Source organism: Promicromonospora thailandica (assembly GCF_024171955.1).
In the GTDB taxonomy this organism is placed as follows: domain Bacteria; phylum Actinomycetota; class Actinomycetes; order Actinomycetales; family Cellulomonadaceae; genus Promicromonospora; species Promicromonospora thailandica.
Window position 1 is genome coordinate 512,990 of sequence record NZ_JAMTCS010000001.1, and the last position, 22,076, is coordinate 535,065.

Annotated in this window: 24 protein-coding genes; 12 read left to right on the plus strand and 12 right to left on the minus strand. The window is 73.5% G+C overall.

What is annotated here, in order from left to right:
- Nucleotides 1-155 precede the first annotated feature (155 nt).
- Together APR03_RS02415 and APR03_RS02420 are read left to right on the plus strand one after the other, a co-directional pair.
- Entirely contained in the window at nucleotides 156-3,968 is a 3,813-nt protein-coding gene (locus tag APR03_RS02415) for a multifunctional oxoglutarate decarboxylase/oxoglutarate dehydrogenase thiamine pyrophosphate-binding subunit/dihydrolipoyllysine-residue succinyltransferase subunit (protein ID WP_372494736.1), read from the plus strand.
- Between the two features lie 80 nt (nucleotides 3,969-4,048).
- Nucleotides 4,049-4,741 (plus strand): VOC family protein, encoded by a 693-nt coding sequence (locus APR03_RS02420; protein ID WP_253832359.1) that lies wholly within the window; start codon nucleotides 4,049-4,051, stop codon nucleotides 4,739-4,741.
- 22 nt (nucleotides 4,742-4,763) lie between these two features.
- Here the strand turns inward: APR03_RS02420 and APR03_RS02425 are convergent, their stop codons facing one another.
- Nucleotides 4,764-5,759 (minus strand): aldo/keto reductase, encoded by a 996-nt coding sequence (locus APR03_RS02425; RefSeq protein ID WP_253832361.1) that lies wholly within the window; start codon nucleotides 5,757-5,759, stop codon nucleotides 4,764-4,766.
- A 155-nt stretch (nucleotides 5,760-5,914) separates the two neighbouring features.
- On the opposite strand from APR03_RS02425, the gene APR03_RS02430 reads away from it, so the two are divergent.
- Both APR03_RS02430 and APR03_RS02435 read left to right on the plus strand, forming a co-directional pair.
- Nucleotides 5,915-6,859: an aldose 1-epimerase family protein gene (locus tag APR03_RS02430; RefSeq protein ID WP_253832363.1), complete on the plus strand. Its 945-nt coding sequence runs from the start codon at nucleotides 5,915-5,917 to the stop codon at nucleotides 6,857-6,859.
- A gap of 109 nt (nucleotides 6,860-6,968) precedes the next feature.
- The gene (locus APR03_RS02435) at nucleotides 6,969-7,562 is read left to right on the plus strand and encodes a GDSL-type esterase/lipase family protein (RefSeq protein WP_372494746.1); all 594 of its coding nucleotides are present in this window, start codon (nucleotides 6,969-6,971) and stop codon (nucleotides 7,560-7,562) included.
- 116 nt (nucleotides 7,563-7,678) lie between these two features.
- Here the strand turns inward: APR03_RS02435 and APR03_RS02440 are convergent, their stop codons facing one another.
- Genes APR03_RS02440 through APR03_RS02450 form a run of 3 tightly spaced genes read right to left on the minus strand, consistent with a single transcriptional unit; the run spans nucleotide 7,679 to nucleotide 10,060 of the window.
- Entirely contained in the window at nucleotides 7,679-8,476 is a 798-nt protein-coding gene (locus APR03_RS02440) for a DUF4097 family beta strand repeat-containing protein (RefSeq protein WP_253832367.1), read from the minus strand.
- Between the two features lie 43 nt (nucleotides 8,477-8,519).
- Entirely contained in the window at nucleotides 8,520-9,191 is a 672-nt protein-coding gene (locus tag APR03_RS02445) for a PadR family transcriptional regulator (RefSeq protein ID WP_253832369.1), read from the minus strand.
- On the minus strand, nucleotides 9,191-10,060 hold the full coding sequence (locus APR03_RS02450; RefSeq protein WP_253832371.1) for a DUF4097 family beta strand repeat-containing protein: 870 nt from the start codon (nucleotides 10,058-10,060) through the stop codon (nucleotides 9,191-9,193). The genes APR03_RS02445 and APR03_RS02450 overlap by 1 nt, the downstream gene beginning before the upstream one ends.
- Nucleotides 10,061-10,226: 166 nt before the next feature.
- Here APR03_RS02450 and APR03_RS25410 point away from each other — a divergent pair, with 166 nt between their 5' ends.
- Nucleotides 10,227-10,301 carry a 50S ribosomal protein bL37 gene (locus tag APR03_RS25410; protein WP_099052597.1) on the plus strand — a complete coding sequence of 25 codons (75 nt, stop codon included), beginning with the start codon at nucleotides 10,227-10,229 and terminating at the stop codon, nucleotides 10,299-10,301.
- 96 nt (nucleotides 10,302-10,397) lie between these two features.
- Here APR03_RS25410 and rsrA read toward each other — a convergent pair whose 3' ends face one another.
- Together rsrA and APR03_RS02460 are read right to left on the minus strand one after the other, a co-directional pair.
- Nucleotides 10,398-10,613, minus strand: a complete 216-nt coding sequence (gene rsrA / locus APR03_RS02455; protein WP_253832373.1) for a mycothiol system anti-sigma-R factor — start codon at nucleotides 10,611-10,613, stop codon at nucleotides 10,398-10,400.
- A 53-nt stretch (nucleotides 10,614-10,666) separates the two neighbouring features.
- Nucleotides 10,667-11,425: a sigma-70 family RNA polymerase sigma factor gene (locus APR03_RS02460; protein WP_253832375.1), complete on the minus strand. Its 759-nt coding sequence runs from the start codon at nucleotides 11,423-11,425 to the stop codon at nucleotides 10,667-10,669.
- 336 nt (nucleotides 11,426-11,761) lie between these two features.
- Here APR03_RS02460 and APR03_RS02465 point away from each other — a divergent pair, with 336 nt between their 5' ends.
- The 4 genes from APR03_RS02465 to APR03_RS02480 are packed head-to-tail and all read left to right on the plus strand — an operon-like array spanning nucleotide 11,762 to nucleotide 15,226.
- On the plus strand, nucleotides 11,762-12,232 hold the full coding sequence (locus tag APR03_RS02465) for a DoxX family membrane protein (RefSeq protein WP_253832377.1): 471 nt from the start codon (nucleotides 11,762-11,764) through the stop codon (nucleotides 12,230-12,232).
- 20 nt (nucleotides 12,233-12,252) lie between these two features.
- The gene (gene aroA, locus APR03_RS02470) at nucleotides 12,253-13,575 is read left to right on the plus strand and encodes a 3-phosphoshikimate 1-carboxyvinyltransferase (RefSeq protein WP_253832379.1); all 1,323 of its coding nucleotides are present in this window, start codon (nucleotides 12,253-12,255) and stop codon (nucleotides 13,573-13,575) included.
- Nucleotides 13,576-13,586: 11 nt separating this feature from the next.
- On the plus strand, nucleotides 13,587-14,693 hold the full coding sequence (gene rsgA / locus APR03_RS02475; RefSeq protein ID WP_253832381.1) for a ribosome small subunit-dependent GTPase A: 1,107 nt from the start codon (nucleotides 13,587-13,589) through the stop codon (nucleotides 14,691-14,693).
- Nucleotides 14,690-15,226, plus strand: coding sequence for an endonuclease V (locus tag APR03_RS02480; RefSeq protein WP_253832383.1), 537 nt, complete (start codon nucleotides 14,690-14,692; stop codon nucleotides 15,224-15,226). Before rsgA ends, APR03_RS02480 begins: the two co-directional genes overlap by 4 nt.
- A gap of 30 nt (nucleotides 15,227-15,256) precedes the next feature.
- Here the strand turns inward: APR03_RS02480 and APR03_RS02485 are convergent, their stop codons facing one another.
- Nucleotides 15,257-15,667: a VOC family protein gene (locus APR03_RS02485; RefSeq protein ID WP_253832385.1), complete on the minus strand. Its 411-nt coding sequence runs from the start codon at nucleotides 15,665-15,667 to the stop codon at nucleotides 15,257-15,259.
- A 60-nt stretch (nucleotides 15,668-15,727) separates the two neighbouring features.
- Nucleotides 15,728-16,360: a DUF6928 family protein gene (locus APR03_RS02490; RefSeq protein WP_253832387.1), complete on the minus strand. Its 633-nt coding sequence runs from the start codon at nucleotides 16,358-16,360 to the stop codon at nucleotides 15,728-15,730.
- Between the two features lie 169 nt (nucleotides 16,361-16,529).
- On the opposite strand from APR03_RS02490, the gene APR03_RS02495 reads away from it, so the two are divergent.
- Nucleotides 16,530-17,084, plus strand: a complete 555-nt coding sequence (locus APR03_RS02495) for a DUF6912 family protein (protein WP_253832389.1) — start codon at nucleotides 16,530-16,532, stop codon at nucleotides 17,082-17,084.
- 54 nt (nucleotides 17,085-17,138) lie between these two features.
- Here the strand turns inward: APR03_RS02495 and hisN are convergent, their stop codons facing one another.
- The 3 genes from hisN to APR03_RS02510 all read right to left on the minus strand — a co-directional run bounded on the left by hisN (nucleotide 17,139) and on the right by APR03_RS02510 (nucleotide 19,988).
- Complete coding sequence (gene hisN, locus APR03_RS02500) at nucleotides 17,139-17,924, minus strand: histidinol-phosphatase (protein ID WP_253832704.1); 786 nt, start codon at nucleotides 17,922-17,924, stop codon at nucleotides 17,139-17,141.
- Between the two features lie 91 nt (nucleotides 17,925-18,015).
- Nucleotides 18,016-19,314 (minus strand): CpaE/TadZ family protein, encoded by a 1,299-nt coding sequence (locus APR03_RS02505; RefSeq protein ID WP_253832391.1) that lies wholly within the window; start codon nucleotides 19,312-19,314, stop codon nucleotides 18,016-18,018.
- Entirely contained in the window at nucleotides 19,311-19,988 is a 678-nt protein-coding gene (locus tag APR03_RS02510) for a hypothetical protein (RefSeq protein ID WP_253832393.1), read from the minus strand. Before APR03_RS02510 ends, APR03_RS02505 begins: the two co-directional genes overlap by 4 nt.
- A 217-nt stretch (nucleotides 19,989-20,205) precedes the next feature.
- On the opposite strand from APR03_RS02510, the gene APR03_RS02515 reads away from it, so the two are divergent.
- Nucleotides 20,206-20,424 (plus strand): helix-turn-helix transcriptional regulator, encoded by a 219-nt coding sequence (locus APR03_RS02515; RefSeq protein ID WP_253832395.1) that lies wholly within the window; start codon nucleotides 20,206-20,208, stop codon nucleotides 20,422-20,424.
- A gap of 113 nt (nucleotides 20,425-20,537) precedes the next feature.
- Here the strand turns inward: APR03_RS02515 and APR03_RS02520 are convergent, their stop codons facing one another.
- The gene (locus APR03_RS02520) at nucleotides 20,538-21,104 is read right to left on the minus strand and encodes a hypothetical protein (RefSeq protein WP_253832397.1); all 567 of its coding nucleotides are present in this window, start codon (nucleotides 21,102-21,104) and stop codon (nucleotides 20,538-20,540) included.
- A 152-nt stretch (nucleotides 21,105-21,256) separates the two neighbouring features.
- On the opposite strand from APR03_RS02520, the gene APR03_RS02525 reads away from it, so the two are divergent.
- Nucleotides 21,257-22,054, plus strand: coding sequence for a LysM peptidoglycan-binding domain-containing protein (locus APR03_RS02525; protein WP_253832399.1), 798 nt, complete (start codon nucleotides 21,257-21,259; stop codon nucleotides 22,052-22,054).
- Nucleotides 22,055-22,076 lie beyond the last annotated feature (22 nt).

Genomic DNA, 22,076 nt, shown 5'->3' on the forward strand with positions numbered 1-22,076 from the left:
GTGCTCTGGCGCACGCTTGCGCCACAGCGCGCACACGCACCGTGGAGCGGAAAGGGCCTACGCTTGGAGGGTCCGAAAACCGTTCGGGCTGCGCGCGCCGCGACCAGACGTGGCGCGCTACGAACGCAACTGTGGTGAAGGTGGGCGATCCGCGCGTGTCCCCTAAGGCTGGTTCAGAGTCGATCAGCGTGGCGAGCTCGTCATTCGGAGCCAACGAGTGGCTTGTGGACGAGCTCTACCAGCAGTACTTGAAGGACAAGAACGCGGTGGACCCCGCGTGGTGGGACTTCTTCGCCGACTACACCCCGGGCGAGAACGGTTCCGCCAAGGACGGCGTGCAGGACGGCGCCCCGGCGCCCACGAAGGCCCCTGCGGCACCCGCCGCCGCGGCCCCCGCCCAGGCAGCCCCGGCCCCCGCCCAGGAGGCCACCCCCGCCGCGCCGACCACGCCCGTCACCGGCGGCACCGCCGCGGCGGAGGCGGGTCAGCCCGTGCGCGAGAAGGTGCTCCCGGCCGACCCCAAGATCAACCCGGCCAACCCCATCGCCACGCCGCCCACCACCCACTACGCGGACACGTTCGAGCGCCCGGTGGCGCACCCGGACGCCGTCGACGACATCCAGAAGCTGCGCGGCCCCGCCGCGCGCGTCGTGACCAACATGGAGTCCTCGCTCGAGGTCCCGACGGCCACGTCCGTGCGCGCCGTGCCGGCCAAGCTGATGGTCGACAACCGCATCGTCATCAACAACCACCTCAAGCGCGGCCGCGGCGGCAAGATCTCGTTCACGCACCTCATCGGCTTCGCTCTGGTCGAGGCGCTGGCGGACATGCCGGTCATGAACGCGCACTACGAGCTCGTCGACGGCAAGCCCGGCGTGAACCAGCCCGCGCACGTCGGCTTCGGTCTCGCGATCGACCTGGCCAAGCCGGACGGCTCGCGCCAGCTCCTGGTGCCCAGCATCAAGAAGGCCGAGGAGCTCGACTTCGCCGAGTACTGGGCGGCGTACGAGGAGCTGGTCCGCAAGGCCCGCGGCGGCAAGCTCGCGGTCCCGGACTTCCAGGGCACCACGATCTCGCTGACGAACCCGGGCGGCATCGGCACCGTGCACTCCGTGCCGCGCCTCATGCAGGGCCAGGGCACCATCGTCGGCGTCGGCGCCATGGACTACCCGGCGGAGTTCGCCGGCGCGTCCGAGGAGCAGCTCGCCCGCATGGGCGTCTCGAAGGTCATGACGCTCACGTCGACCTACGACCACCGCATCATCCAGGGCGCCCAGTCCGGCGAGTTCCTCAAGATCATCTCGGAGAAGCTGCTCGGTCTCGACGGCTTCTACGACCGTGTGTTCGCGGCCCTGCGCGTGCCGTACGAGCCCGTCCGCTGGGTCCGCGACAACACCGTGGACGCCGACGTCGAGGCCGCCAAGCCGGCCAAGATCGCCGAGGTCATCCAGGCGTACCGCTCGCGCGGCCACCTCATGGCCGACACGGACCCGCTGGCCTACCGCCAGCGCAAGCACCCGGACCTGGACATCCAGAACCACGGCCTGACGCTGTGGGACCTCGACCGCACGTTCCCGACCGGCGGCTTCGGCACCAAGCCGAAGGCCACGCTGCGCGAGATCCTCGGCCTGCTGCGCGACTCCTACTGCCGCACCATCGGCATCGAGTACATGCACATCGCCGACCCGGCCCAGCGCAAGTGGCTCCAAGAGCGCCTGGAGGCCGGCTACGCCAAGACGCCGCGCGAGGACCAGCTGCGCATCCTGCGCCGCCTGAACTCCGCCGAGGCGTTCGAGACGTTCCTGCAGACCAAGTTCGTGGGGCAGAAGCGCTTCTCGCTCGAGGGCGGCGAGTCCCTGATCCCGCTGCTCGACGCGATCCTCTCGCGGGCCGCCGAGGGCGGCCTCGACGAGGTCGGCATCGGCATGGCCCACCGCGGCCGCCTGAACGTGCTGGCGAACATCGCGGGCAAGAGCTACGGCCAGATCTTCAAGGAGTTCGAGGGTCAGCTCGACCCGAAGAGCGTCCAGGGCTCCGGCGACGTGAAGTACCACCTCGGCACCGAGGGCACGTTCACCTCGGAGTCCGGCGCCACCACGCGCGTCTACCTCGCGGCCAACCCGTCGCACCTGGAGGCCGTGGACCCGGTGCTCGAGGGCATCGTGCGCGCCAAGCAGGACCGCATCGACCTCGGCGGCGACGGCTTCTCCGTGCTGCCGATCCTGGTGCACGGCGACGCGGCGTTCGCCGGCCAGGGCGTGGTCCCCGAGGTGCTGAACCTGTCGCAGCTGCGCGGGTACCGCACCGGCGGCACCATCCACGTGGTCGTCAACAACCAGGTCGGCTTCACCACGGGCCCGACGGCGTCCCGCTCGACCACCTACGCGACCGACGTGGCCAAGGGCTACCAGGTGCCGGTGCTGCACGTGAACGGCGATGACCCCGAGGCCGTCGTCCGCACCGCGGAGCTCGCCTTCGCGTTCCGCGAGCAGTTCGGCCAGGACGTCATCATCGACCTCATCTGCTACCGCCGCCGCGGGCACAACGAGGGCGACGACCCGTCGATGACGCAGCCGCTCATGTACAACCTCATCGAGACCAAGCGCTCGGTGCGCAAGCTCTACACCGAGAACCTGGTCGCGCGCGGTGACATCACCGTGGAGGAGGCCGAGCACGCGCTGCAGGACTACCAGTCGCAGCTCGAGCGGGTCTTCACCGAGACCAAGTCGGGCTTCACGCCCGCGCCGCAGACCGAGCACCTCGCCGGCCTGGAGCGCCCGGAGTCCCAGCGCGAGGACGCCGGCACGATGGTCGGCTGGCAGACGGCGATTTCCCCCGAGATCCTGCAGCGGGTCGGCGAGGTGCACACCACGCCGCCGGAGGGCTTCACGGTCCACCCGAAGCTGGCCCAGCTGCTGGAGAAGCGCCACCTCATGGCGAAGGAGGGCGGCATCGACTGGGGCTTCGGCGAGCTCGCGGCCTTCGGGTCGCTGCTCGTGGAGGGCACCCCGGTGCGTCTCGCCGGCCAGGACTCGCGCCGCGGCACCTTCGTGCAGCGGCACGCCGTGCTGCACGACCGCGAGACCGGTGCCGAGTGGACGCCGCTGCTGTACCTGTCGAGCGACCAGGCCAAGTTCTGGGTCTACGACTCGTCGCTGTCGGAGTACGCGGCCCTCGGGTTCGAGTACGGCTACTCCGTGGAGCGCCCGGACGCCCTCGTGCTCTGGGAGGCGCAGTTCGGTGACTTCGTCAACGGCGCCCAGACGGTGATCGACGAGTTCATCTCGTCCGCCGAGCAGAAGTGGGGCCAGTCGTCGTCGGTGGTCATGCTGCTGCCGCACGGCTACGAGGGCCAGGGGCCGGACCACTCGTCCGCGCGGATCGAGCGGTTCCTGCAGCTCTGCGCCGAGAACAACATCACGGTCGCGCAGCCGTCCACCCCGGCGTCGTACTTCCACCTGCTGCGTCGCCAGGCCTACGCCCGGCCGCGCCGTCCGCTCGTGGTGTTCACGCCGAAGCAGCTGCTGCGCCTCAAGGCCGCCGCCTCCTCGGCGGAGGACTTCACGCAGGGCACGTTCCAGGAGGTCATCCCGGACCCCGCGGCCGACCCGGCCAAGGTGAACCGCGTGATCCTGTGCACGGGCCGCGTGTACTACGACCTGCTCGCCGAGCGCACCAAGCGCGGCGACGAGGGCGTGGCGCTGGTCCGCCTGGAGCAGCTGTACCCGTTCCCGGAGGAGCAGATCCGCGCGGAGCTCGCGAAGTACGGCGACGCCGAGGTGGTCTGGGTCCAGGACGAGCCGCAGAACCAGGGCGCGTGGAGCTACCTCCACCTGGCGCTGCCGATGGACGTGCCGTACGTCAAGGTCGTCTCCCGCCCGGCGTCCGCCTCGACCGCCGCCGGTACGGCCAAGCTGCACCAGGCCCAGCAGAAGACGCTCCTGGAGCAGGCCTTCACGCGGGGCTGATCCGCGCACGACACGAGAGGCGGGCACCCTTCGCGGGTGCCCGCCTCTCGTGCGTCCGGACGGCGCCGTAGGCTGGCCGGATGGCAGACGCTGAGTTCAAGGACCTGGTCATCGACGCCACCCACGGGCCGACGCTCGCCACGTTCTGGTCGGCCGCCCTCGGCCTGCGGTCGCGGCCGGCGGGCGACTCGTCCGCGGTGTTCGCCCTGGAGGACGACGTGCCCCGGCACATGGTCTGGATCAACCAGGTGCCCGAGCCGCGCACCGTCAAGCAGCGGGTGCACCTCGACCTGCACGCCACGGTCGCCGAGCTGGAGGCGCTGGGCGCGACCGCGGACACCGCCCGCGAGAACTGGGTGGTCATGCGCGACCCCGAGGGCGGGGAGCTGTGCGCCTTCCCCGACCGGGCCGCCGAGGCGGGGCCGTACCGCCTCTACGCGCTGGTCGTGGACTCGGTGGACGCGGCGGCGGCCAGCGCGTGGTGGGGCAGGCGGCTCGGGCTCGAGCCGCAGGAGCTCGAGGGCCGCGGCTGGTACCGGCTGGGCCCGGGCGGCTCGCTGCCGTGGCAGATGCTGTTCATCCCGGTGCCCGAGCCCAAGACGGTCAAGAACCGCATCCACTGGGACGTCGTGGGCGACACCGGCGCCCTCCTCGACGCCGGCGCCACACTCGTCATGCCGCGCGAGGACTCACCCGACCCGCACGTCTTCTGGGACGTGCTGGCCGACCCCGAGGGCAACGAGTTCTGCGTGTTCGCCCCGGACCAGGTCTGATCCCCGGCCCGGGGCGGGCACGTCACCACTTGTCGTGCACGTGCTCCTTGATCAGCTCGTCGTAGATCTCGCGCACGCCCGACATGAACAGCGGGCCCAGGGTCGCGGCGTCGCCCGCCGCGGCGTTCGCGCGCGCCTGGTCGACGTTCCGCGCCCCCGGGATCACCGACGACACGCCGGGCCGCTGCCACGCCCAGGCGATCGCGGCCTGCGCCGGGGTGAGGGTGTCGCCCACGACGTCCCGGGCCAGCTCGGTGAACCGGCCCGCGGCCTCCAGGCCCACCTCGAAGGGCACGCCGGAGAACGTCTCGCCGACGTCGAACGCGGCGCCCTCGCGGTTGAAGTTCCGGTGGTCGTTCTCGGCGAACACCGTGTCCTTGGTGTACCGCCCGGCCAGCAGGCCCGACGCGAGCGGCACGCGCGCGATGATGCCGACGCCGGCGGCGGAGGCCGCGGGCAGCACCTCGTCGAGCGGCTTGAGCCGGAACGCGTTGAGGATGATCTGCACGGTGGCCACGTGGGGCCGGGCGATGGCCTCGAGGGCCTCGGAGGTCTTCTCGACGCTCACGCCGTAGGCCGCGATCGCGCCGTCGGCCACCAGCTGGTCGAGCGCGTCGTAGACGGCGTCGCTCGAGTACACGGCGCTGGGCGGGCAGTGCAGCTGCACCAGGTCCAGCCGCTCGACGCCGAGGTTGCGGCGCGACCGGTCCGTCCACTGCCGGAAGTTGTCCAGCACGTAGTTCTCCGGCACCTGGTCCACGCGCCGGCCCATCTTGGTGGCGACCGTGAGCCCGGCGTCGGGGTGGTCCTTGAGGAAGGAGCCGATGACCTGCTCGCTGCGGCCGTCGCCGTAGACGTCCGCGGTGTCGAAGAACGTCACACCCGCCTCGAGCGACGCCTCCAGGACGGCGCGCGCGTCGTCCTCGCTGACGTCGCCCCAGTCCGCACCGAGCTGCCAGGTGCCCAGGCCCACAGCCGATACGAGCCGACCCGTCCGTCCGAGTACCTGCTGTTCCATCGTTCCTCCTGCTGCTGAGGCGGGCTGGTACACCCGCGCGGACCCGCCGTCGGGCCCCTTTCATAGCGGGGTCGTGGGGACATGCCAATATCCGACCCTCTAGTCTGCCGTCCCACGCTACGTGGCGCAGGCGGAAATTGCCCTACGGTTACGGTGTGAGTGTGACGACAGAAATTCCTCCCGTGGGTGCGGCCAGTCCTCATCCTTCCGGGGACCAGTTCCGGATCGGGCACGGCGCGCACCGTGCGACGGTCACCCAGGTGGGGGCCGCGCTGCGCGAGTACTCGGTGGACGGGCGCGACGTCGTGGTGCCCTTCGGCGTGGACGAGATCAACCCGGTGTTCAACAGCGCGGTGCTGATCCCGTGGCCCAACCGCCTCGCCGACGGCGCCTACGAGTACGGCGGCGTCACGCACCAGCTGCCGATCACCGAGCCGGACCGCCGCACGGCGCTGCACGGGCTCGCGGCCTTCGAGCGCTGGTCCGTCGTCGAGCACACCGGGTCCGCCGTGACGCTCGAGCTGGAGCTCGTCGCGCGGCCCGGCTACCCCTTCCAGCTCGTGGTCCAGATCCGGTACGCCCTGTCCGACGCGGGCCTGGAGATCACCCTCGACGTCACCAACGTGGGCACCGACACCGCACCGTACGGCTGCGGTTTCCACCCCTGGCTGTCGACCGGCGGCGCGCCGCTGGACGAGTGCACCGTGCGCCTGGACGCCGCCACCCGCGTCACCACCGACGAGCGGCTGCTCCCCACCGGCACCGAGCCGGCGTCGAGCACGTACGACCTGCGCGAGCCGCGCAGCGCGGCGGGCCTCGACCTCGACGACGCCTACGTCGACGTGGTGCGGGACGAGCAGGGCCTGTCGTGGGCGCACCTCGCGGGGCCGGACGGCCGCACGGCCGCGGTCTGGATGGACGGGTCGCAGGATGTCTGGCAGATCTGCACGGGCGACCACATCCAGCCCGAGCGGCGGCGGATGGGCCTGGCCGCCGAGCCCATGAGCTGCGTCGCCGACGCGTTCCGGACGGGCGAGCGGCTCGTGCACCTCGCGCCGGGCGAGCGCCACGCGGTCCGTTGGGGCATGACGCTCCTCTGACGTCGGCGCGTTGCCACCGGTCGGCCCGGGTCCGTGCACCACAATGAGGAACCGGCCGTCCGCCAGGCTGCCGGGAACAGGCAAGGAGAGTCCGTTGCAGGAACGCGAGGTGCGCATCTGCGTCGTCGGTGACGAGCTGGCCACGGGTGTCGGAGATGCCCGTGCGCTCGGCTGGACCGGGCGCGTGGTCGCGCGCACCCATTTCTCCCGGCCCGCCATGCTCTTCACGCTCGCCGTGCCCGGCGAGACGAGCACCCAGCTCGGCGCCCGCTGGGAGACCGAGACCGCCGCACGGTTCGGCCCGGACTCCGAGGTCGAGAACCGCCTGGTGGTGGCCCTGGGACGGCACGACGTCGCCTCCGGGCTGACCGTCGCGCGCTCGCGGCTGAACCTGGCGAACATCCTCGACGTCGCCGACGCCAACCGCACGGCGGCCTTCGTCGTCGGCCCGCCGCCCGGCACGCCGGCCGAGGGCGAGCGGATCGCCGAGCTGTCCGACGCGTTCGCGGACGTCGCCAGCCGGCGCCGCGTGCCCTACGTGGACACGTACACGCCGCTGGCGCAGCACGAGCAGTGGCTGGCCGACATGGCCCAGGGCGGCGGCGTGTACCCGGGCCAGGCGGGTTACGGCCTCATGGCGTGGCTCGTGCTGCACACGGGCTGGCACGCGTGGCTGGGCCTCCCCCAGGACGAGGTCGCCTGACCCGAAGTAGAACCAGGGCGAGATAGAACTGCAGCCGAAGCTGGAGTTCTATCTCGCTGCAGTTCTATCTCGCCCTGGTTCTACTTCGCTGCAGTTCTACTTCGGCGGCGACGGGGTCAGGAGCGGGTGATCGTGGCCGTGCCCGAGACCGTGTTGGTCGAGACGTAGGCCGCGGCGCCGGGCTCCGCGTGGTCGACCACGACCGTGCGCTGCGCGCTCGACGTCGCCTGCGTGCCGTCGATGACGACCTTGCCGGTGACGCTGCGCGCGCGGAGGTTGACCGGCGACCCGGCGTCGAGCCGCACGGCCGCCGCACCGGACACCGTCTTGACGTTGACGAGCGGAGTCGTGCCGACGGCGGCCACCTCTACCGCCCCGGACACCGTCTGGGCCGAGACCCGGCCCAGCGCGCCCACCAGCGACACGGCGCCCGACACCGTGGTGGCCGACGCGTCGCCCGAGTGCTCGGCGATCGTGACCGAGCCCGTGCCCGACTTGGTGGTGACCGAGCCGGTGGTGCCGGTGACGGTGATCGACCCGCCGGCGGTCTTGACGTTGACGCCGGCCTGCGACCCGGTCACCACGACCTCGGCGCCGACCGTCGCGACGTCCACCACCGACGTGGCGGGCACGGTGATCCGCACGGAGGCGCTGTCCTGGTCCTTGAGGCCGCGGAACCGGTCCACGAAGCCCTCGAGGCCCGGGAAGTCGTAGGCGACCCGGAGGTTGCCGTGCTCGGCGAGCACCTGCAGCGGACGGGAGGAGACGTCCAGGACCTCCACGACGGCGCCCGTGGTGCGGTTCGGGTCGGCCACGACCTCGGCGCGGCCGTTGGTGAGTCGGACGGTCAGGGTCGAGGCGCTGCCGACCTCGATGGTCTGGGGGGCGGCCACGCTCCAGGACTCGGTGGTCATCGCTGTGCTCCGTTCGGTGGGGAGATTCGGGGGCGGTCGGTGGTCACGGGTGGGTGGTCGGGTCGGTGGGCCGGGGGCCGGAGGAGGTCGTGTGCGGCAGCGTCCCACGGATCGCGGTCCGGGCCGAGTCGAGCACGGTGCGCAGCGTCTCGACGGTCAGCGCGGACACCGTACCGGCGACGTCGGCCTCTCGCAGGTCAGCCAGGACGTCGTTGCGGAACCGCTGCAGCACCGCCTCGGCGTCGTGCCGCAGCGAGTTGGACTGCGTGCGCCGCGGGTCGGGCGTCGTGTCGGGACCCGGGCGAGGGCGGGAGCGGGCCTCCTGCGCCGCGGCGGCCAGCTCGGCCCGCAGGCCGCGCATCGTGTCGCGGATGTCCGCCCGGACCTCGTCCGCCAGGCTGCGCACCGTCTCGGCGACACTGCGCTCCAGACGCCGCACGTCGTCCATGCGGGCGTCGACCTCCGCCCGGCCCGCCGGCGTGAGCTCGTAGGAGGCCTTGCGGCCCGCGCCGGCGGCATCGGGGACGGACCGGCGGACCAGCCCTTCCTCCTCGAGCCGGGCCAGCCGCGGGTAGATGGTCCCGGCACTGGGCCGGTACGTGCCGCCGAAGCGCCGGGTGAGCTCGGTGATCAGCTCGTACCCGTGCCGGGGCCCGTCCAGCAGCAGGACGAGCAGGTACAGGCGCAGCTCACCGTGCGCGAAGACGGGCGGCACTACAGCTCCACGGGCGTCGGCGCGGCGTCCTCGGGGGCGTCCGGCGTGGCGTCCGCCGGTGCGTCCTGCGGTCCGCCGATCACCGTGACGTCGCCGGAGACACCCGTGACGCGCAGCTGCGTGACGCCGGGGGCGCCGGACCGCTCGCCGCCGGTCACCCTGGACCCACCGCCGCCGGTGAACTGCAGGCCGCCGAGCGTCACCCGGCCGCTGACGCTCTGGACGGAGACCTCGACCGCACGGTCGTCCGGGACCCGCAGGAGCATGTCGCCCGAGACGGAGTTGACCCGGACCTGCCGCGGCTGGGTCACCAGGTCGAGGGTCACGTTGCCGGACACCGACGACGACGTGACGACGTCGGCCGAGCCGCTGACCACGACGTCGGCCGACACCGTGTTGCTGGTGATGTCGCCGACGTGGTCGCGCACCGTCAGCTCGCCGGAGACGGTGTTCAGCCTGAGGTCTCCGGCCGTGCGCGACACCAGCAGCGAGCCCGAGACCGTGGACGCCGACGCGCCCGCCGTCGTCCCCGCGAGGAGGCCCTCGCCGCGCACCGTGCCGAGGCGCACGACGGTGCCGGCGGGCACCGCCACGTGGATGTCGGCGCGCGCCTTGCCCCCGAAGTCGACGAACCGCTTCACGAACGAGCCCCAGCCCGACAGGCCGCTCTCGTGCTCGATCACCAGGCGGCCGTCCACGAGGCGCACCTCGAGGGACCGGCCCTCGACGGAGTGCACCTCGACGCGGACCACCGGTTCGTCGTGGGCCACGACGTCGAGCCGTCCGTCGACGACGTGGGCGTCGACGGTCGTGACACCGTCGAGCTCGATGGTCTGCGGGCCTGTGACGGTCCAGCTGTCCGCGCTCATGGGATCCTCCGATGGTCGGGGAGACACGATATATCGCGTCCTCGCCAGACACGATATATCGCGTTGCCGGTCCGGACAACCCCCTGCCGCTCGCCCGATGCCGGACAACCGCCGGATCTGTGGGATCATGGGCACCATTCAGTCCGTCACCTGTCAGGAGACACCCATGAGCAAGCGCGGTCGCAAGCGCCGTAGCCGCAAGGGCAACGCCGCCAACCACGGCAAGCGCCCCAACGCCTGAGCACAGCCTCAGGCCGTACGGCACACGAAAGGGCCGGCACCCCTTGCGGGGTCCCGGCCCTTCGTCATGCCCGCACGCGGCGGGTCGACGGCGGCGCTACTTCACGACCGCCATCGTGAGCTGCTGGTGGATGCGCACCCGGAGGGTGTCCGGGGCGCGCTCGCTGCACGACCGCTTCACGAGCTGCTTCACGAGGTCCTCGACGCTCAGCTCGGCCAGGCACGGCGAGCAGTGGGCGACGTGCGCGCGCATGCGCTGCTCGTCGTCGGGCGTCATCTCGGAGTCCAGGTACTCGTACAGGTGCGTCAGCATGTGCTGACACTCGGACTCCCCCGCCGTGTCGTGCGGAACGGGTTCGATGTTGTTCACTGCGCACCTCCGGGCGCCTGGCTGACGAGTCCTCGCTGGGCTGCGTAGTCGGCGAGCAGCTCGCGCAGCTGCCGACGTCCGCGGTGGAGCCGGGACATGACCGTCCCGATCGGAGTTCCCATGATCTCCGCGATCTCCTTGTAGGGGAAGCCCTCCACGTCGGCGTAGTACACGACCATCCGACGATCCTCCGGGAGCTCGGCGAGCGCCCGCTTCACATCACTGTCCGGCAGCCGGTCCAGCGCCTCGGCCTCGGCCGAGCGCAGACCCCGCGACGTGTGCGACGCCGCGCGCGCGATCTGCCAGTCCTCGACGTCCTCCGTCTGGGACTGCTGCGGCTCACGCTGCTTCTTGCGGTAGCTGTTGATGAACGTGTTCGTGAGGATGCGGTACAGCCAGGCCTTCAGGTTGGTACCCGGCCGGTACTGGTGGAACGCGGCGAACGCCTTGGCGAACGTCTCCTGCACCAGGTCCTCGGCGTCCGCAGGGTTGCGCGTCATGCGCAGCGCCGCGGAGTAGAGCTGGTCGAGGTACTGGAGCGCGTCACGCTCGAACCGCGCGGCGCGCGCCGTAGCGTCCTCCTCGACGGGCGACCGCTCGGTGTTCTCGGCGTCCTCGGCGCCCGTGCCCTCGGCACCCTCGGCGTCCGTCTCGACGGCCGCTCCGACCTCGCTCGCGCTCGTGTCGGGGCGCGCCTCGACGTCGGCCCCGGCCTCGCCGGTGCCCTCGTTCTGCTCGCGCGAAGTATCGGTCATCGCAGTCGAGCCTAGCCGGGTCGGCCATCCGGCGTTCGCCAGGACCGCGGACAGACCGTCCGTCGCATCCTTCGCCGTGGCCCCCGACCGGTCCTCGCCCAGGTGGAGGAGGTGCTGAGGTACCGCACCGAACTCCAGCGCCGCGTCCCGGACATCCCGCACGTCCGAGCCGGCCCCGTTCGTCATACCGGTCACCGTGTCGATCACCCTGTTCCTCACCGCATCCTTCTCGAGGCAACGCTCCACGACCGGTTCAACCCCCGCTCGCCCCCGGGAATTCCCGGTGCGGGCGGCGTCACTGCTGCGACGTGGGCCCGCATCTGCCATGGTGGGTCCATGCTCCTTCGACACATCGCGCGTCCCCTTCTGGCCTCGTCGTTCATCTACGACGGCGTGCAGGCCGCCCGGAAGCCGAGCGAGCACGTCGCCGCGGCCCGGACGGGTTCCGCGCTGGCGACCAAGGCGCTCGGCGCCGAGCCGCTCAGCGAGAAGCAGGTCGCCACGCTCGTGCGCGCGCACGGGATCGCCACCGCCACCGCCGGCACCCTGCTCGCGCTCGGCAAGGCGCCCCGCGCGTCGGCCCTCGCGCTGGCCCTGCTCACGCTGCCCCTCGCGGCCGTGAACCAGCCCTTCACGGCGCCCAAGGACGAGCGCCCGGCGCGTACCGAGCGGTTCCTGCGCAACCTGGCCTCGGTCGGGGCGGCGCTGATCGCCGGGGCCGACCTGGAGGGCCGGCCGGGTCTGTCGTGGCGCGTCCAGCAGGCCCGCGCCGCGCGCGCCGAGGTGAAGGCCGCCAAGGCCGACTGATCCCGCGATAACCTCGGCACATGACGTCATCGACCACCGCGCCCGCCCCTGCCTGGGAGGCGCCGCTCGCCGGCGCCCCGCTGGACGCGACGGTCGAGATACCCGGCAGCAAGTCGCTCACCAACCGGCTCCTCGTGCTCGCCGCGCTGGCGGACGCACCCGGCACCCTGCGGGGCGCGCTGCGCAGCCGCGACGCCGACCTCATGATCGGCGCGCTGCGCGCGCTGGGCGCCGGCATCGCGGAGGGTGACCAGCCGAGCACGCTGCACGTGACCCCCGGTCCGGTCACCGGCGACACCGACATCGACACCGGTCTGGCCGGCACCGTGATGCGGTTCCTGCCACCGTTCGCCGCCCTCGCCGACGGCCCGGTCCGGTTCGACGGCGACGCCGCGGCCCGGGTGCGGCCCATGCTGCCGGTGCTGGCCGCCCTGCACGCGCTCGGTGTCACGGTGCACGGGCCCGACGGTGCCGACGAGGGCGAGCTGCCGGCCCATCTCCCCTTCACGGTCGAGGGCCGCGGGCACGTGGCGGGCGGCGCGGTCGACGTCGACGCGTCCCAGTCGTCGCAGTTCGTGTCCGGCCTGCTGCTGGCAGCCGCCCGGTTCGAGCGCGGCCTGACCCTGCGCCACATCGGCGCGACGCTCCCGAGCCTGCCCCACATCGAGATGACGGTGGCGACGCTGCGCGACGTCGGCGTCGAGGTCGACGACTCGCGCGACGGCATGTGGCACGTCGCGCCCGGGCCGATCGCGGCGCGCGACGTCCGGGTCGAGCCGGACCTGTCCAACGCGGCGCCGTTCCTCGCGGCCGCGCTCGTGGCCGGCGGCACGGTCCGCGTGCCGGGCTGGCCCACGATCACCACCCAGCCCGGGGCCATGGTGCCGGAGCTGCTGGAGCGCATGGGCGGCACGTACACGCTGGCCGACGGCGTCCTGTCCGTCACGGGCACCGGCGCGGTGCACGGGATCGACGTGGACCTGCACGCCGGCGGCGAGCTCGCGCCGACCTTCGCCGCGCTCGCCGCGCTCGCCGACAGCCCGTCCCGGCTGCGTGGCATCGCGCACCTGCGCGGGCACGAGACGGACCGGTTGGCCGCGCTGGCCCGGGAGATCACCCGGCTCGGCGGGCAGGCCGAGGAGACCCGCGACGGGCTGGTCATCACGCCGCGGCCGCTGCGCGGCGACGTCGTGCGCACGTACGAGGACCACCGCATGGCGACGTCGGCCGCGCTGCTCGGCCTGCGCGTGCCCGGGGTCCAGGTGGAGAACGTCGCCACCACGGGCAAGACCCTGCCCGGGTTCACCGCCATGTGGCAGCGCATGCTCGGCTCGGACGCCTGAGGGGCGAGCCGATGGGTCGGCGCGACATCCGCGACGAGTCGGACTTCCGCTCCCGTCCGTCCAAGCGCGGGTCGCGGCCGCGGACGAAGCAGCGCCCCGAGCACTCGGACGCCGTGACGGGGCTCGTCACGGGGGTGGACCGGGGGCGGTACACGCTGCTGGTGGGCGGATCCGAGACGGGTCACGGCGGCACGGTGGTCACCGCGATGAAGGCGCGCGAGCTCACCCGCACGCGCGTCGTGGTCGGCGACCGGGTGGACGTCGTGGGCGACACCTCGGGCGAGGAGGGGTCGCTCGCGCGGATCGTCCGGATCCAGGAGCGCACCTCGACCCTGCGCCGCACGGCCGACGACACCGACCCGTACGAGCGGATCGTCGTGGCCAACGCCGACCAGCTCGTGATCGTCACCGCGCTGGCCCAGCCCGAGCCGCGCACCGGCATGATCGACCGGTGCGTCGTGGCCGCGTACGACGCCGGGATGTCGGTGCTGCTGTGCCTCACCAAGGCCGACCTGGCCTCCCCCGACGCACTGCGTGCGCTCTACGAGCCGCTCGGGGTCGAGGTCGTGGTCACCCGGCGGACGACGGCGGACGACGGCGGCGCCGGCGACCTCGGCGCCGTGGCGCTGGTCCCGGAGTCGGTCGAGGAGGTCCGCGACCGGCTGCGTGGCCTGTCGTCGGTGCTGGTGGGGCACTCCGGCGTCGGCAAGTCCACGCTGATCAACGCGCTCGTCCCCGAGGCGGGTCGCGCCACCGGCGTGGTGAACGACGTGACGGGCCGCGGCCGGCACACCTCGACGTCGGCGGTCGCGCTGCGGCTGCCCGACGGCCCGGCGACCGACGACGACCCCGACTACGACGGCTGGGTGATCGACACCCCGGGCGTGCGGTCGTTCGGCCTGGCGCACGTCGAGGTGGCGCACCTGCTGCACGCGTTCGAGGACCTCGACGAGGTGGCGCAGGAGTGCCCGCGCGGCTGCACCCACCTGGCCGACGCCCCGGACTGCGCCCTCGACGACTGGATCGAGGCCTCTCCGGACGACGAGCGCCCGGCCCGGGAGGCGCGCCTCGCCTCGTTCCGGCGGCTGCTGACGTCGCGCACCGGCACGGACGCGTGACGGCGCCGCCTCAGGCGGCCGACGCGGCCCGGCTCGGCGCGGTCGACGTGCAGTACCTGGACGACGGCGGGGCACGCGCGGCGCTCGTCGTCTCCGCGCTGCCGACGTTCGCGGCGCTGACCGAGGAGCGCACCGTGCTGGTCGAGCACGTCGCGGAGTACCGGCCCGGCCGGTTCTACGAGCGCGAGCTGCCCGCCCTCGTGCAGGTGCTCTCGGGTACCGACCCGCTGGACCTCCTGATCGTCGACGGCTACGTGGACCTCGACCCCGAGGGGAGGCCCGGCCTGGGCGCCCACGTCGCCGCGGCGGGACTCGCACCCGTCGTGCTCGGCGTCGCCAAGACCCGGTTCCGAGCCGCTACGCACGCGACCGAGGTGCTCCGCGGGCGGTCCGCGCGGCCGCTGTACGTCACCGCGACCGGCATGGCGCCGGCCGACGCCGCGGAGCTGGTGCGCTCGATGGCGGGCGCCGGCCGGCTGCCGGACGCCCTGCGCCGGGTGGACCGCCTGGCCCGGGGTGCCGCTCCGGCCTAGAGGTTCTGGCCTCGGCCCTCACGACGTGCCTCACGACTGGAGGAACATCCAGCGGTGGCCCTCCAGGTCCTCCGCGCGGTACAGCCTGCCGTAGGGCTCCTCCTCGATCCCCGAGAGCAGGCCGGCACCCGCGGCCCGTGCCCGCGCGTAGTGGGCCTCGACGTCGGTGACGTGGACCAGCACGCCGTCGATCACCCACGGCGTCGACAGCCAGGCGTCGGCCGCCGTGCAGTGCTTGCGGTGGGCCGTCGGCCCCTCGTACGACGCGAGCTCCGAGAGCATCACCCGACCGCCACCGGCATCGAGCTCGCCGTGGGCGAGGTGGCCGTCGTCGTCCAGCCACCGTTCCGCCTCCGTGAAGCCGAAGGCCTCGATGAGCCAGTCCATGGCGGCGGCGCCGTCCTGGTAGGACAGCATGGGGATCACTGCGGGTGCGGGCATGACCGACCTCCTCGTTCTCGAACAAATGTACGAGTCATTCGAGGATCTGTCGAGCGCTCCCTACCCGATCTGGAAGCCGAACAGCTCCACGGCCCACGGGTCCAGGCGGCCGGCCGCGGGTCCGCCGTCGGCGCCCTGCACGTCGAAGCCGAAGAACTCCGAGGCGGCCTGCCCGCCGAGCGCCAGCGGATGGAAGGGCAGCGGGTAGTCCGCACCGGCCGGCGCCGGGTGGTCCCCCGCCCAGAACGGCTCCTCGAACGCGAGCCGCTCGCCCGCGTCCTCCAGGACGCCGTCCTCCGGAGACACGCTCAGCGAGCGCACGAGCGCGCCGTCCCGCCAGACCGCGAAGGCGAACCAGTCCACGGCGCTGTGCATCGCGTGCAGGTACAGCGTGCGACCGACGCTCGCCGCGACGAGGTGCGCGGGGAGCTGGGAGGGCCGGTCGAGCATGAGCGCCTGGTCGCACAGGACGTCCACCTCGGGCGTGGACAGCGCGCACGCCCGCCCCTGGGGCGGGAACAGCGCGTCGCCGAGGTCCCACGGCTCCTCGCCGTCCGGACGGATGCGGGCGGGCGGCCACAGCAGGCCGAGCAGGTCGGCCGCACCCGCCTCGTCGGCGAACTCCGCCGCACCGGACAACCCCTCCGCCACGTCCCCGTCCGCGTACACCAGCATCGCGGTCTTGGCACCCATCGTCGCTCCCGCCCTCGTTCCGTGCGTGTCTCCAGCGTGCACCCTCGGCGCCCTGCCCGACGCCGCACACGAGGGTACGGCCACCCACCCACACCGCCACCGCGCGGTCCCAGCGGACGGACCCCGCGCCCTGGCACACGGGCGGGCCCGGACACGGCAGACTGAGCACATGCGTATCTACGTGCCCGCCACGCTCGACGAGCTCGACGCCGTCACCCATGCTCCCGACGCCGCCCGCTGGACGATCGCTCCGCGCCGCGCGCACGCCGTCACGAAGGAGCTCGAGGCCGCGCTCCCCGAGGAGGACGCCGAGAGCCTCGAGTACGTGGCCGCGCTGAACGCCGCGGACGACTCCCTCGCCCTGATCGCCGGGCGCGCCGACGCGCCGCACCAGCGCGTGATCATCACGGTGGAGGTCCCGGACGCGGTCGTCGCGCCGGCCGACGGCGACGTCCCGGACGACGACGACCCGGTGGCCTCCGAGATCCAGGTCACCGGCACGGTGGAGGGCGTCGCGATCGTCTGCGTGCACGTCGACGAGCCGGACGCGGCGACGGACATCGCCGACGTCCTGGCGGCGGCGGACGAGGAGAGCGACAGCGAGGACGTCTCCGGCGTCAACGAGGAGGCCGAGTCGGCGCTCGACGAGGCCCTGCAGCGGGTCACGGACCGCGACCTGCTCTGGTACGACTGGAGCGAGATCAAGAACGTCCCGCGGGCCTGACCCGGGCGACGGGGCCCGGCCCCTGTGGGCCGGGCCCCCGTGGGCCGGGCCCCGTCAGGCCAGGTACTCCAGCGCTGCCGCGTGCAGCCTGCCGTTCGTGGCGATCGCGTTCCCGCCCCACGGCCCAGGAGTGCCGTCGAGGGCGGTGAACGTGCCGCCCGCCTCGGTGACGATCGGCACGAGCGCGGCCATGTCGTACACCTCGAGCTCGGGCTCGGCGGCGATGTCCACGGCCCCGTCGGCGACGAGCATGTACGACCAGAAGTCCCCGTACCCGCGGGTGCGGGCGCAGGCCCGGGTGAGATCGAGGAACCCGTCGAGCGAGCCGCGCTCCTCCCAGCCGCCGATGGAGGCGTAGCTGAACGAGGCGTCCGCGACGTCGGACACGCCGGACACGGACATCCGGGTCGCGGACGCCAGCGACTTGCCGGTCCACGCCCCCGAACCCTTCGCGGCCCACCAGCGCCGGCCGAGCGCGGGGGCGCTGACCAGGCCGACCACGACCTCCTCGCCGTCCGCCAGGGCGATCAGGGTGGCCCAGACGGGCACGCCACGGACGAAGTTCTTGGTGCCGTCGATGGGGTCCACGATCCAGCGGCGCGCGCCGTTGCCCGCCGAGCCGTACTCCTCCCCGACGATGGCGTCGCGCGTCCGGGCCCGGGCCAGCTGGCCGCGGATGAAGTCCTCCGCGGCGCGGTCGGCGTCCGACACCGGCGTGAGGTCCGGCTTGGTCTCGACCTTGAGGTCCAGCGCCCGGAACCGCGACATGGTGATGGAGTCGACCTGGTCGGCGATCACGTGCGCCAGACGGAGGTCGTCGGCGTAGTTGTCCTTCGTCATGGCGGCCACGGGCACAACCTAGCGCCGTACAGCACGTCCGTGCCGGAGGGCCGCGCCGGGCGGGCAGATTGTGCCGGGCCGGTCCGGTCGCTCACGTGAGGGCCGGCACCAGCTCGCGGACCCGTTCGGCCAGGTCCTGGAACGCGGCCCGCGCGGGCGAGGCGGGCGCGCACTCGGCGAGCACCCGGCCGGCGAGCAGCGCGGCGTCCAGGCCGGCCGGGTCGTCCGGCACCAGGTGCACGTCGTCGACGCCCGCGTACCGGGCGAGCGCGTCCCGCACCTGGGACCCCGCGCGCCGGCCGACGACGGCGTCCCGCACGCGGTTCACGACCACGACACGGGCCGCGACCCCGGGCACGCCGGCGTCCCGCAGGTCCTCCAGGCCCCGGACCAGACGCTGCACACCGACCGGGTCGGCCCCGCCGACGACCACCACCACGTCGGCGGCCTGCAGCGCGCTCAACGTGGCGCCGTTACGCTGCGGCGCGCGCGTGTCGTAGGTGATCAGCTCATCGGTCTCCAGGATGGGTCCGCAGTCGACCACGGTCCAGGTCGCCAGCTCCCGGCACCGCTCGAACACCACGTCGAGCGAGGCCGCGGGCAGCTCCGGCCAGCGGGAGGCGCGGGTGATGCCCGTGAGCACCCGCACGCCGGGGAGGACCACGGGGCTGTGGTGCGCCAGCGCGACGACGTCGAGCGCGCCGCGGCTCGCCGCCCGGGCCGCTGCGGCCAGCCCCGGCGCGTCGTCGAGCAGGCCGAGCCGGGAGGTGACCGACGAGGCGTAGGTGTCCGCGTCGGCCAGGACCACCGTGTCCGCACCGGGCGGGCGGACCGAACCGGACGGACGCGTGCCGCGGGACCTGCGCAGCAGGCCGCCGCGGCGGGCCGGAGCGGCGCCCACGCCGGCAAGGGCCGCCGCGAGCTCGATGGCCGTCGTCGTGCGGCCGGGCGAGCCCGGCGGCCCCCAGACCGCGACGACGGTGCCGCGCCGACCACCGGCATCCGGCACCGCGACCGACGGTTCGACGACCTCCGGGGGTGCCCCGCGCACCGCCGCGACCAGGTTCTCCGCGTCCCCGGCGGCGACCACGACGTCGCACCCGAGCGCGGCGAGGCGTGCGGCGGGCGTGGCCGCGTCCTCGACCGCGACGACCCGGAGCCCGGCGGCGCGCATCCGGGCCACGGCCTCGCGGTCCAGGCCGGGCAGGTCCCCCGAGACGACCGCGGCCGTGCCGGCACCTGCCTCGGCGGACGCCAGGAGCTCGGTGAGCTCGGCGCACCGGCGGGTCACGGTGACCCGCGGCTGCGCGCCGAGCACCGTGACCGCGGCGGCCTCCTCGTCCGGCGCGCGCACCGCCACGAGCACGGTCACGACCCGCTCGTCGCTCACCGGACGCCACCCGCCACGGGGACGACGGCGACCGTCCCGGTGTCGGTCAGCGCCGCCAGGACCGCGGGCAGCGCGTCGGACGGGACCAGCACGTGCAGCGTGGCCTCCCCGTTCACCACGATCGCGCCGTCCGCGGCGTCGACCTGCTCGACCACGACGTCGCTCGCGAGCGTGCGCGGCTCCGGCCGGTCGGCCTCCGGCGCGACCGGGGCGGCGGGCACGAACCACAGGTCGACCACCGCCCCGGCGCGGATCCGGTCCGAGAGCCCGGAGCCGACCGGCACGGCCACGGACCGGACGTCGGCACCGGCCCCGAGCGCACTCAGGGGGACCAGCTCGCCGTCGTCCACCACCCGCAGCGCCACGAGGCCTCCGGGCAGCGGCGCGTCGGCCGGCAGGTACCGGCCTGTGCCCGCGCCGAGCCGGACGTCAGCGACGCGCAACGAGCCCGCGGTGACCGGTTCGCCGGGCGTGAGGGCGCCGTCCGCGACGAAGACCGGGACGGTGCGGCTCGCGGCCGAGACCGCCCACGAGCCCGCCGCCACCGACAGCGCCACGATCACGAGGCCGGTCACGAGCCGCGGATCGCGCCACCGCGGCCGGCGCAGCCGCGCCGCGGGCTGCTCGGGCAACACCCCGCTCGTGAGGGCCGGGGCGGCCGGGGCATACGTCATCTCGGTCCTTCCGCGTACTTTGATGGACTTTGTGCAGCGCCTCACGTAGAACTCCCCCTACCGGGCCGCGCACGACAAGGTGACGATCCCGGCGAATGGGTGCCCAGGCGGGGCAGAGCGCCGGAACCATAGTGATCGAACACTGTCGATCCGGCATCAGATAAACACTTCTTGTGGATAACCCCCTCATGTCGGTGTCTCGTGCCACACTGGTCCCATGGAAAAGCGCTTTCTCTCTCTGGCCGACGTAGTCGAGACACTGAACATCTCGATGGCCCAGGGCTACGCACTGGTCCGGACCGGCGACCTTCCTGCCATCCAGGTCGGGCCCAAGAAGGTCTGGCGCGTCGAGGCGGCGGAGCTCGAGGCCTACATCGAGCGCATGTACGCGAAGAGCCGCGAGCGGCTCAAGGGTTCTGCGACCAGCGACGCCTGAAAGCCCTCAGCACACCGTCGGGACCGGCGCACTCCCCGGAGTGACACCGGTCCCGATCTCCGTCGACCGGCGCCCCTGACAGGCCCCCATCAGGCAGGCCCACATCGGTCACGTCACGGCGCCTCGCTCACCGCCAGCAATGCCGCAAACGGCACCAGCCGCGTGCTGCCGATGTCGAGCACATCCACGTCGAGGTGATCGCGCCCCACGCGCGCGACCCTGCCGGTCACCGCACCCCTGAGCGTGCGCACCGCGACCCGCACCCGGTCACGCTGGAGCGCACGCAGCAGGGTGCCGAGCCCGACCGCATCGCGCCGGGACGCCGCGGGCGCGGCCTGGCGAGCCAGACCCTGCACACCGGCGACGGCGCCGAGCGGCACCACGTGCCGCCCCGCCGGCTCGGGCCGCACCCCCTGGAGCAGCACCCACTCGTCCGCGGCCTCCCGCACCACGCCGCGCAGCGGCTCACCGTCGAGCAGCTCCACCGTCACGCCTGACCCGATCACCGCCCGGAACCGGTCCGCGAGGGTCATCGTCGCGTGCTCGGCACGGGTGAGCTCGGGCACCAGCGCGTCGAGCTCCGCAGCCGACTGCGCGTCGGCCTGCGCCTCGAGGTCCCCGAAGAGCGCAGCCCACCGCACCTGGTCCCCGCGGCCGGCCGCGGTGTCACGTGACGTCATGCAGCCATCCTGCGCTATCCACAGCCATCGCGCTCCCCGGTGGACACCCACCCGGCACGGAGGTTGAATATCGATGGCCAGTGAGCATCAAAGGGCATCAACGTTGCTTCATGAGCCCGACCATCGGTAAGACGACATCTGCAGGGGGAACCATGACGAACAGCACCGGGCCTGGCCAGACGCCGTCGCCCACACAGGCCGGCGGGCGTGGCGGCGTCGCCGGCCTGCTGGCCCTCGGCGTCGGGCTCGTCGCGGCGGCCGGCGCGCTGGGGGCACGCACCTGGTACGTGGGGAGCGGGCTCGGCTCGGCGCTGTTCCCCGTCGACGGCATCGTCGAGCTCGCGGCGGTCTCGGTGGGCACGGTCGTCGCCGGATGGACGGGTGTCCACGCCCTGGTGGCGCTGGCCTGGGTACTGGTCTGCCGGCGCGGCGCGCGCTGGAGGGCGGGCGAGCGAGCAGTCGCGCGGCACGCGCCGGCCGTGGTGCGCCGTCTGGTCCGGGCAGCCCTCGGCGCCGGTGTCGGCCTCGCGCTCACCGTGCCGACGGCCATGGCCGCGCAGCCCGCGGCCGCCGCGCCGACGGCCGTGACCGCGTCGACGGCGCAGGCCGCCGACGACCCGGCGGTGGTGCGGCTCGGCTGGCGGCCCACGGGCGGCACCGCGGAGACCACTGCGAAGCCCGCCCCCGAGCGTTCCGCGCTCGTCAACCGCGGGGTGTCCGCCGGACGTGAGCCGGTCGTCGTGGTCGAGCGGGGCGACACGCTCTGGGCCATCGCGACGGATCACCTGGCGGAGACCGGCAGCAGCGGCGGGGCGGGCACCGGAGCCCAGGCCGCGGTCAGCGACGCCGAGATCGCGGCCGCCGTCGACCGGTGGCACGACGCCAACCGGCGGGTGCTGGGCGCCGATCCCGACCTGATCCTGCCGGGCACGGTGCTGCACCGGCCCTGAGGCCGGCTCGCCACAGCCCGGC

What these genes read in the sequence shown, in the direction of transcription:
- APR03_RS02465 (WP_253832377.1), top strand. Translation starts at nt 11,762, where the DNA reads ATGCTCCTTCGACACATCGCGCGTCCCCTTCTGGCCTCGTCGTTCATC.
- rsrA (WP_253832373.1), bottom strand. Translation starts at nt 10,613, where the DNA reads ATGCTGACGCACCTGTACGAGTACCTGGACTCCGAGATGACGCCCGAC.
- aroA (WP_253832379.1), top strand. Translation starts at nt 12,253, where the DNA reads ATGACGTCATCGACCACCGCGCCCGCCCCTGCCTGGGAGGCGCCGCTC.
- APR03_RS02425 (WP_253832361.1), bottom strand. Translation starts at nt 5,759, where the DNA reads ATGGAACAGCAGGTACTCGGACGGACGGGTCGGCTCGTATCGGCTGTG.
- APR03_RS02525 (WP_253832399.1), top strand. Translation starts at nt 21,257, where the DNA reads ATGACGAACAGCACCGGGCCTGGCCAGACGCCGTCGCCCACACAGGCC.
- rsgA (WP_253832381.1), top strand. Translation starts at nt 13,587, where the DNA reads ATGGGTCGGCGCGACATCCGCGACGAGTCGGACTTCCGCTCCCGTCCG.
- APR03_RS02510 (WP_253832393.1), bottom strand. Translation starts at nt 19,988, where the DNA reads ATGACGTATGCCCCGGCCGCCCCGGCCCTCACGAGCGGGGTGTTGCCC.
- APR03_RS02450 (WP_253832371.1), bottom strand. Translation starts at nt 10,060, where the DNA reads ATGAGCGCGGACAGCTGGACCGTCACAGGCCCGCAGACCATCGAGCTC.
- APR03_RS02515 (WP_253832395.1), top strand. Translation starts at nt 20,206, where the DNA reads ATGGAAAAGCGCTTTCTCTCTCTGGCCGACGTAGTCGAGACACTGAAC.
- APR03_RS02460 (WP_253832375.1), bottom strand. Translation starts at nt 11,425, where the DNA reads ATGACCGATACTTCGCGCGAGCAGAACGAGGGCACCGGCGAGGCCGGG.
- APR03_RS02440 (WP_253832367.1), bottom strand. Translation starts at nt 8,476, where the DNA reads ATGACCACCGAGTCCTGGAGCGTGGCCGCCCCCCAGACCATCGAGGTC.
- APR03_RS02420 (WP_253832359.1), top strand. Translation starts at nt 4,049, where the DNA reads ATGGCAGACGCTGAGTTCAAGGACCTGGTCATCGACGCCACCCACGGG.
- hisN (WP_253832704.1), bottom strand. Translation starts at nt 17,924, where the DNA reads ATGACGAAGGACAACTACGCCGACGACCTCCGTCTGGCGCACGTGATC.
- APR03_RS02495 (WP_253832389.1), top strand. Translation starts at nt 16,530, where the DNA reads ATGCGTATCTACGTGCCCGCCACGCTCGACGAGCTCGACGCCGTCACC.
- APR03_RS02490 (WP_253832387.1), bottom strand. Translation starts at nt 16,360, where the DNA reads ATGGGTGCCAAGACCGCGATGCTGGTGTACGCGGACGGGGACGTGGCG.
- APR03_RS02520 (WP_253832397.1), bottom strand. Translation starts at nt 21,104, where the DNA reads ATGACGTCACGTGACACCGCGGCCGGCCGCGGGGACCAGGTGCGGTGG.
- APR03_RS02485 (WP_253832385.1), bottom strand. Translation starts at nt 15,667, where the DNA reads ATGCCCGCACCCGCAGTGATCCCCATGCTGTCCTACCAGGACGGCGCC.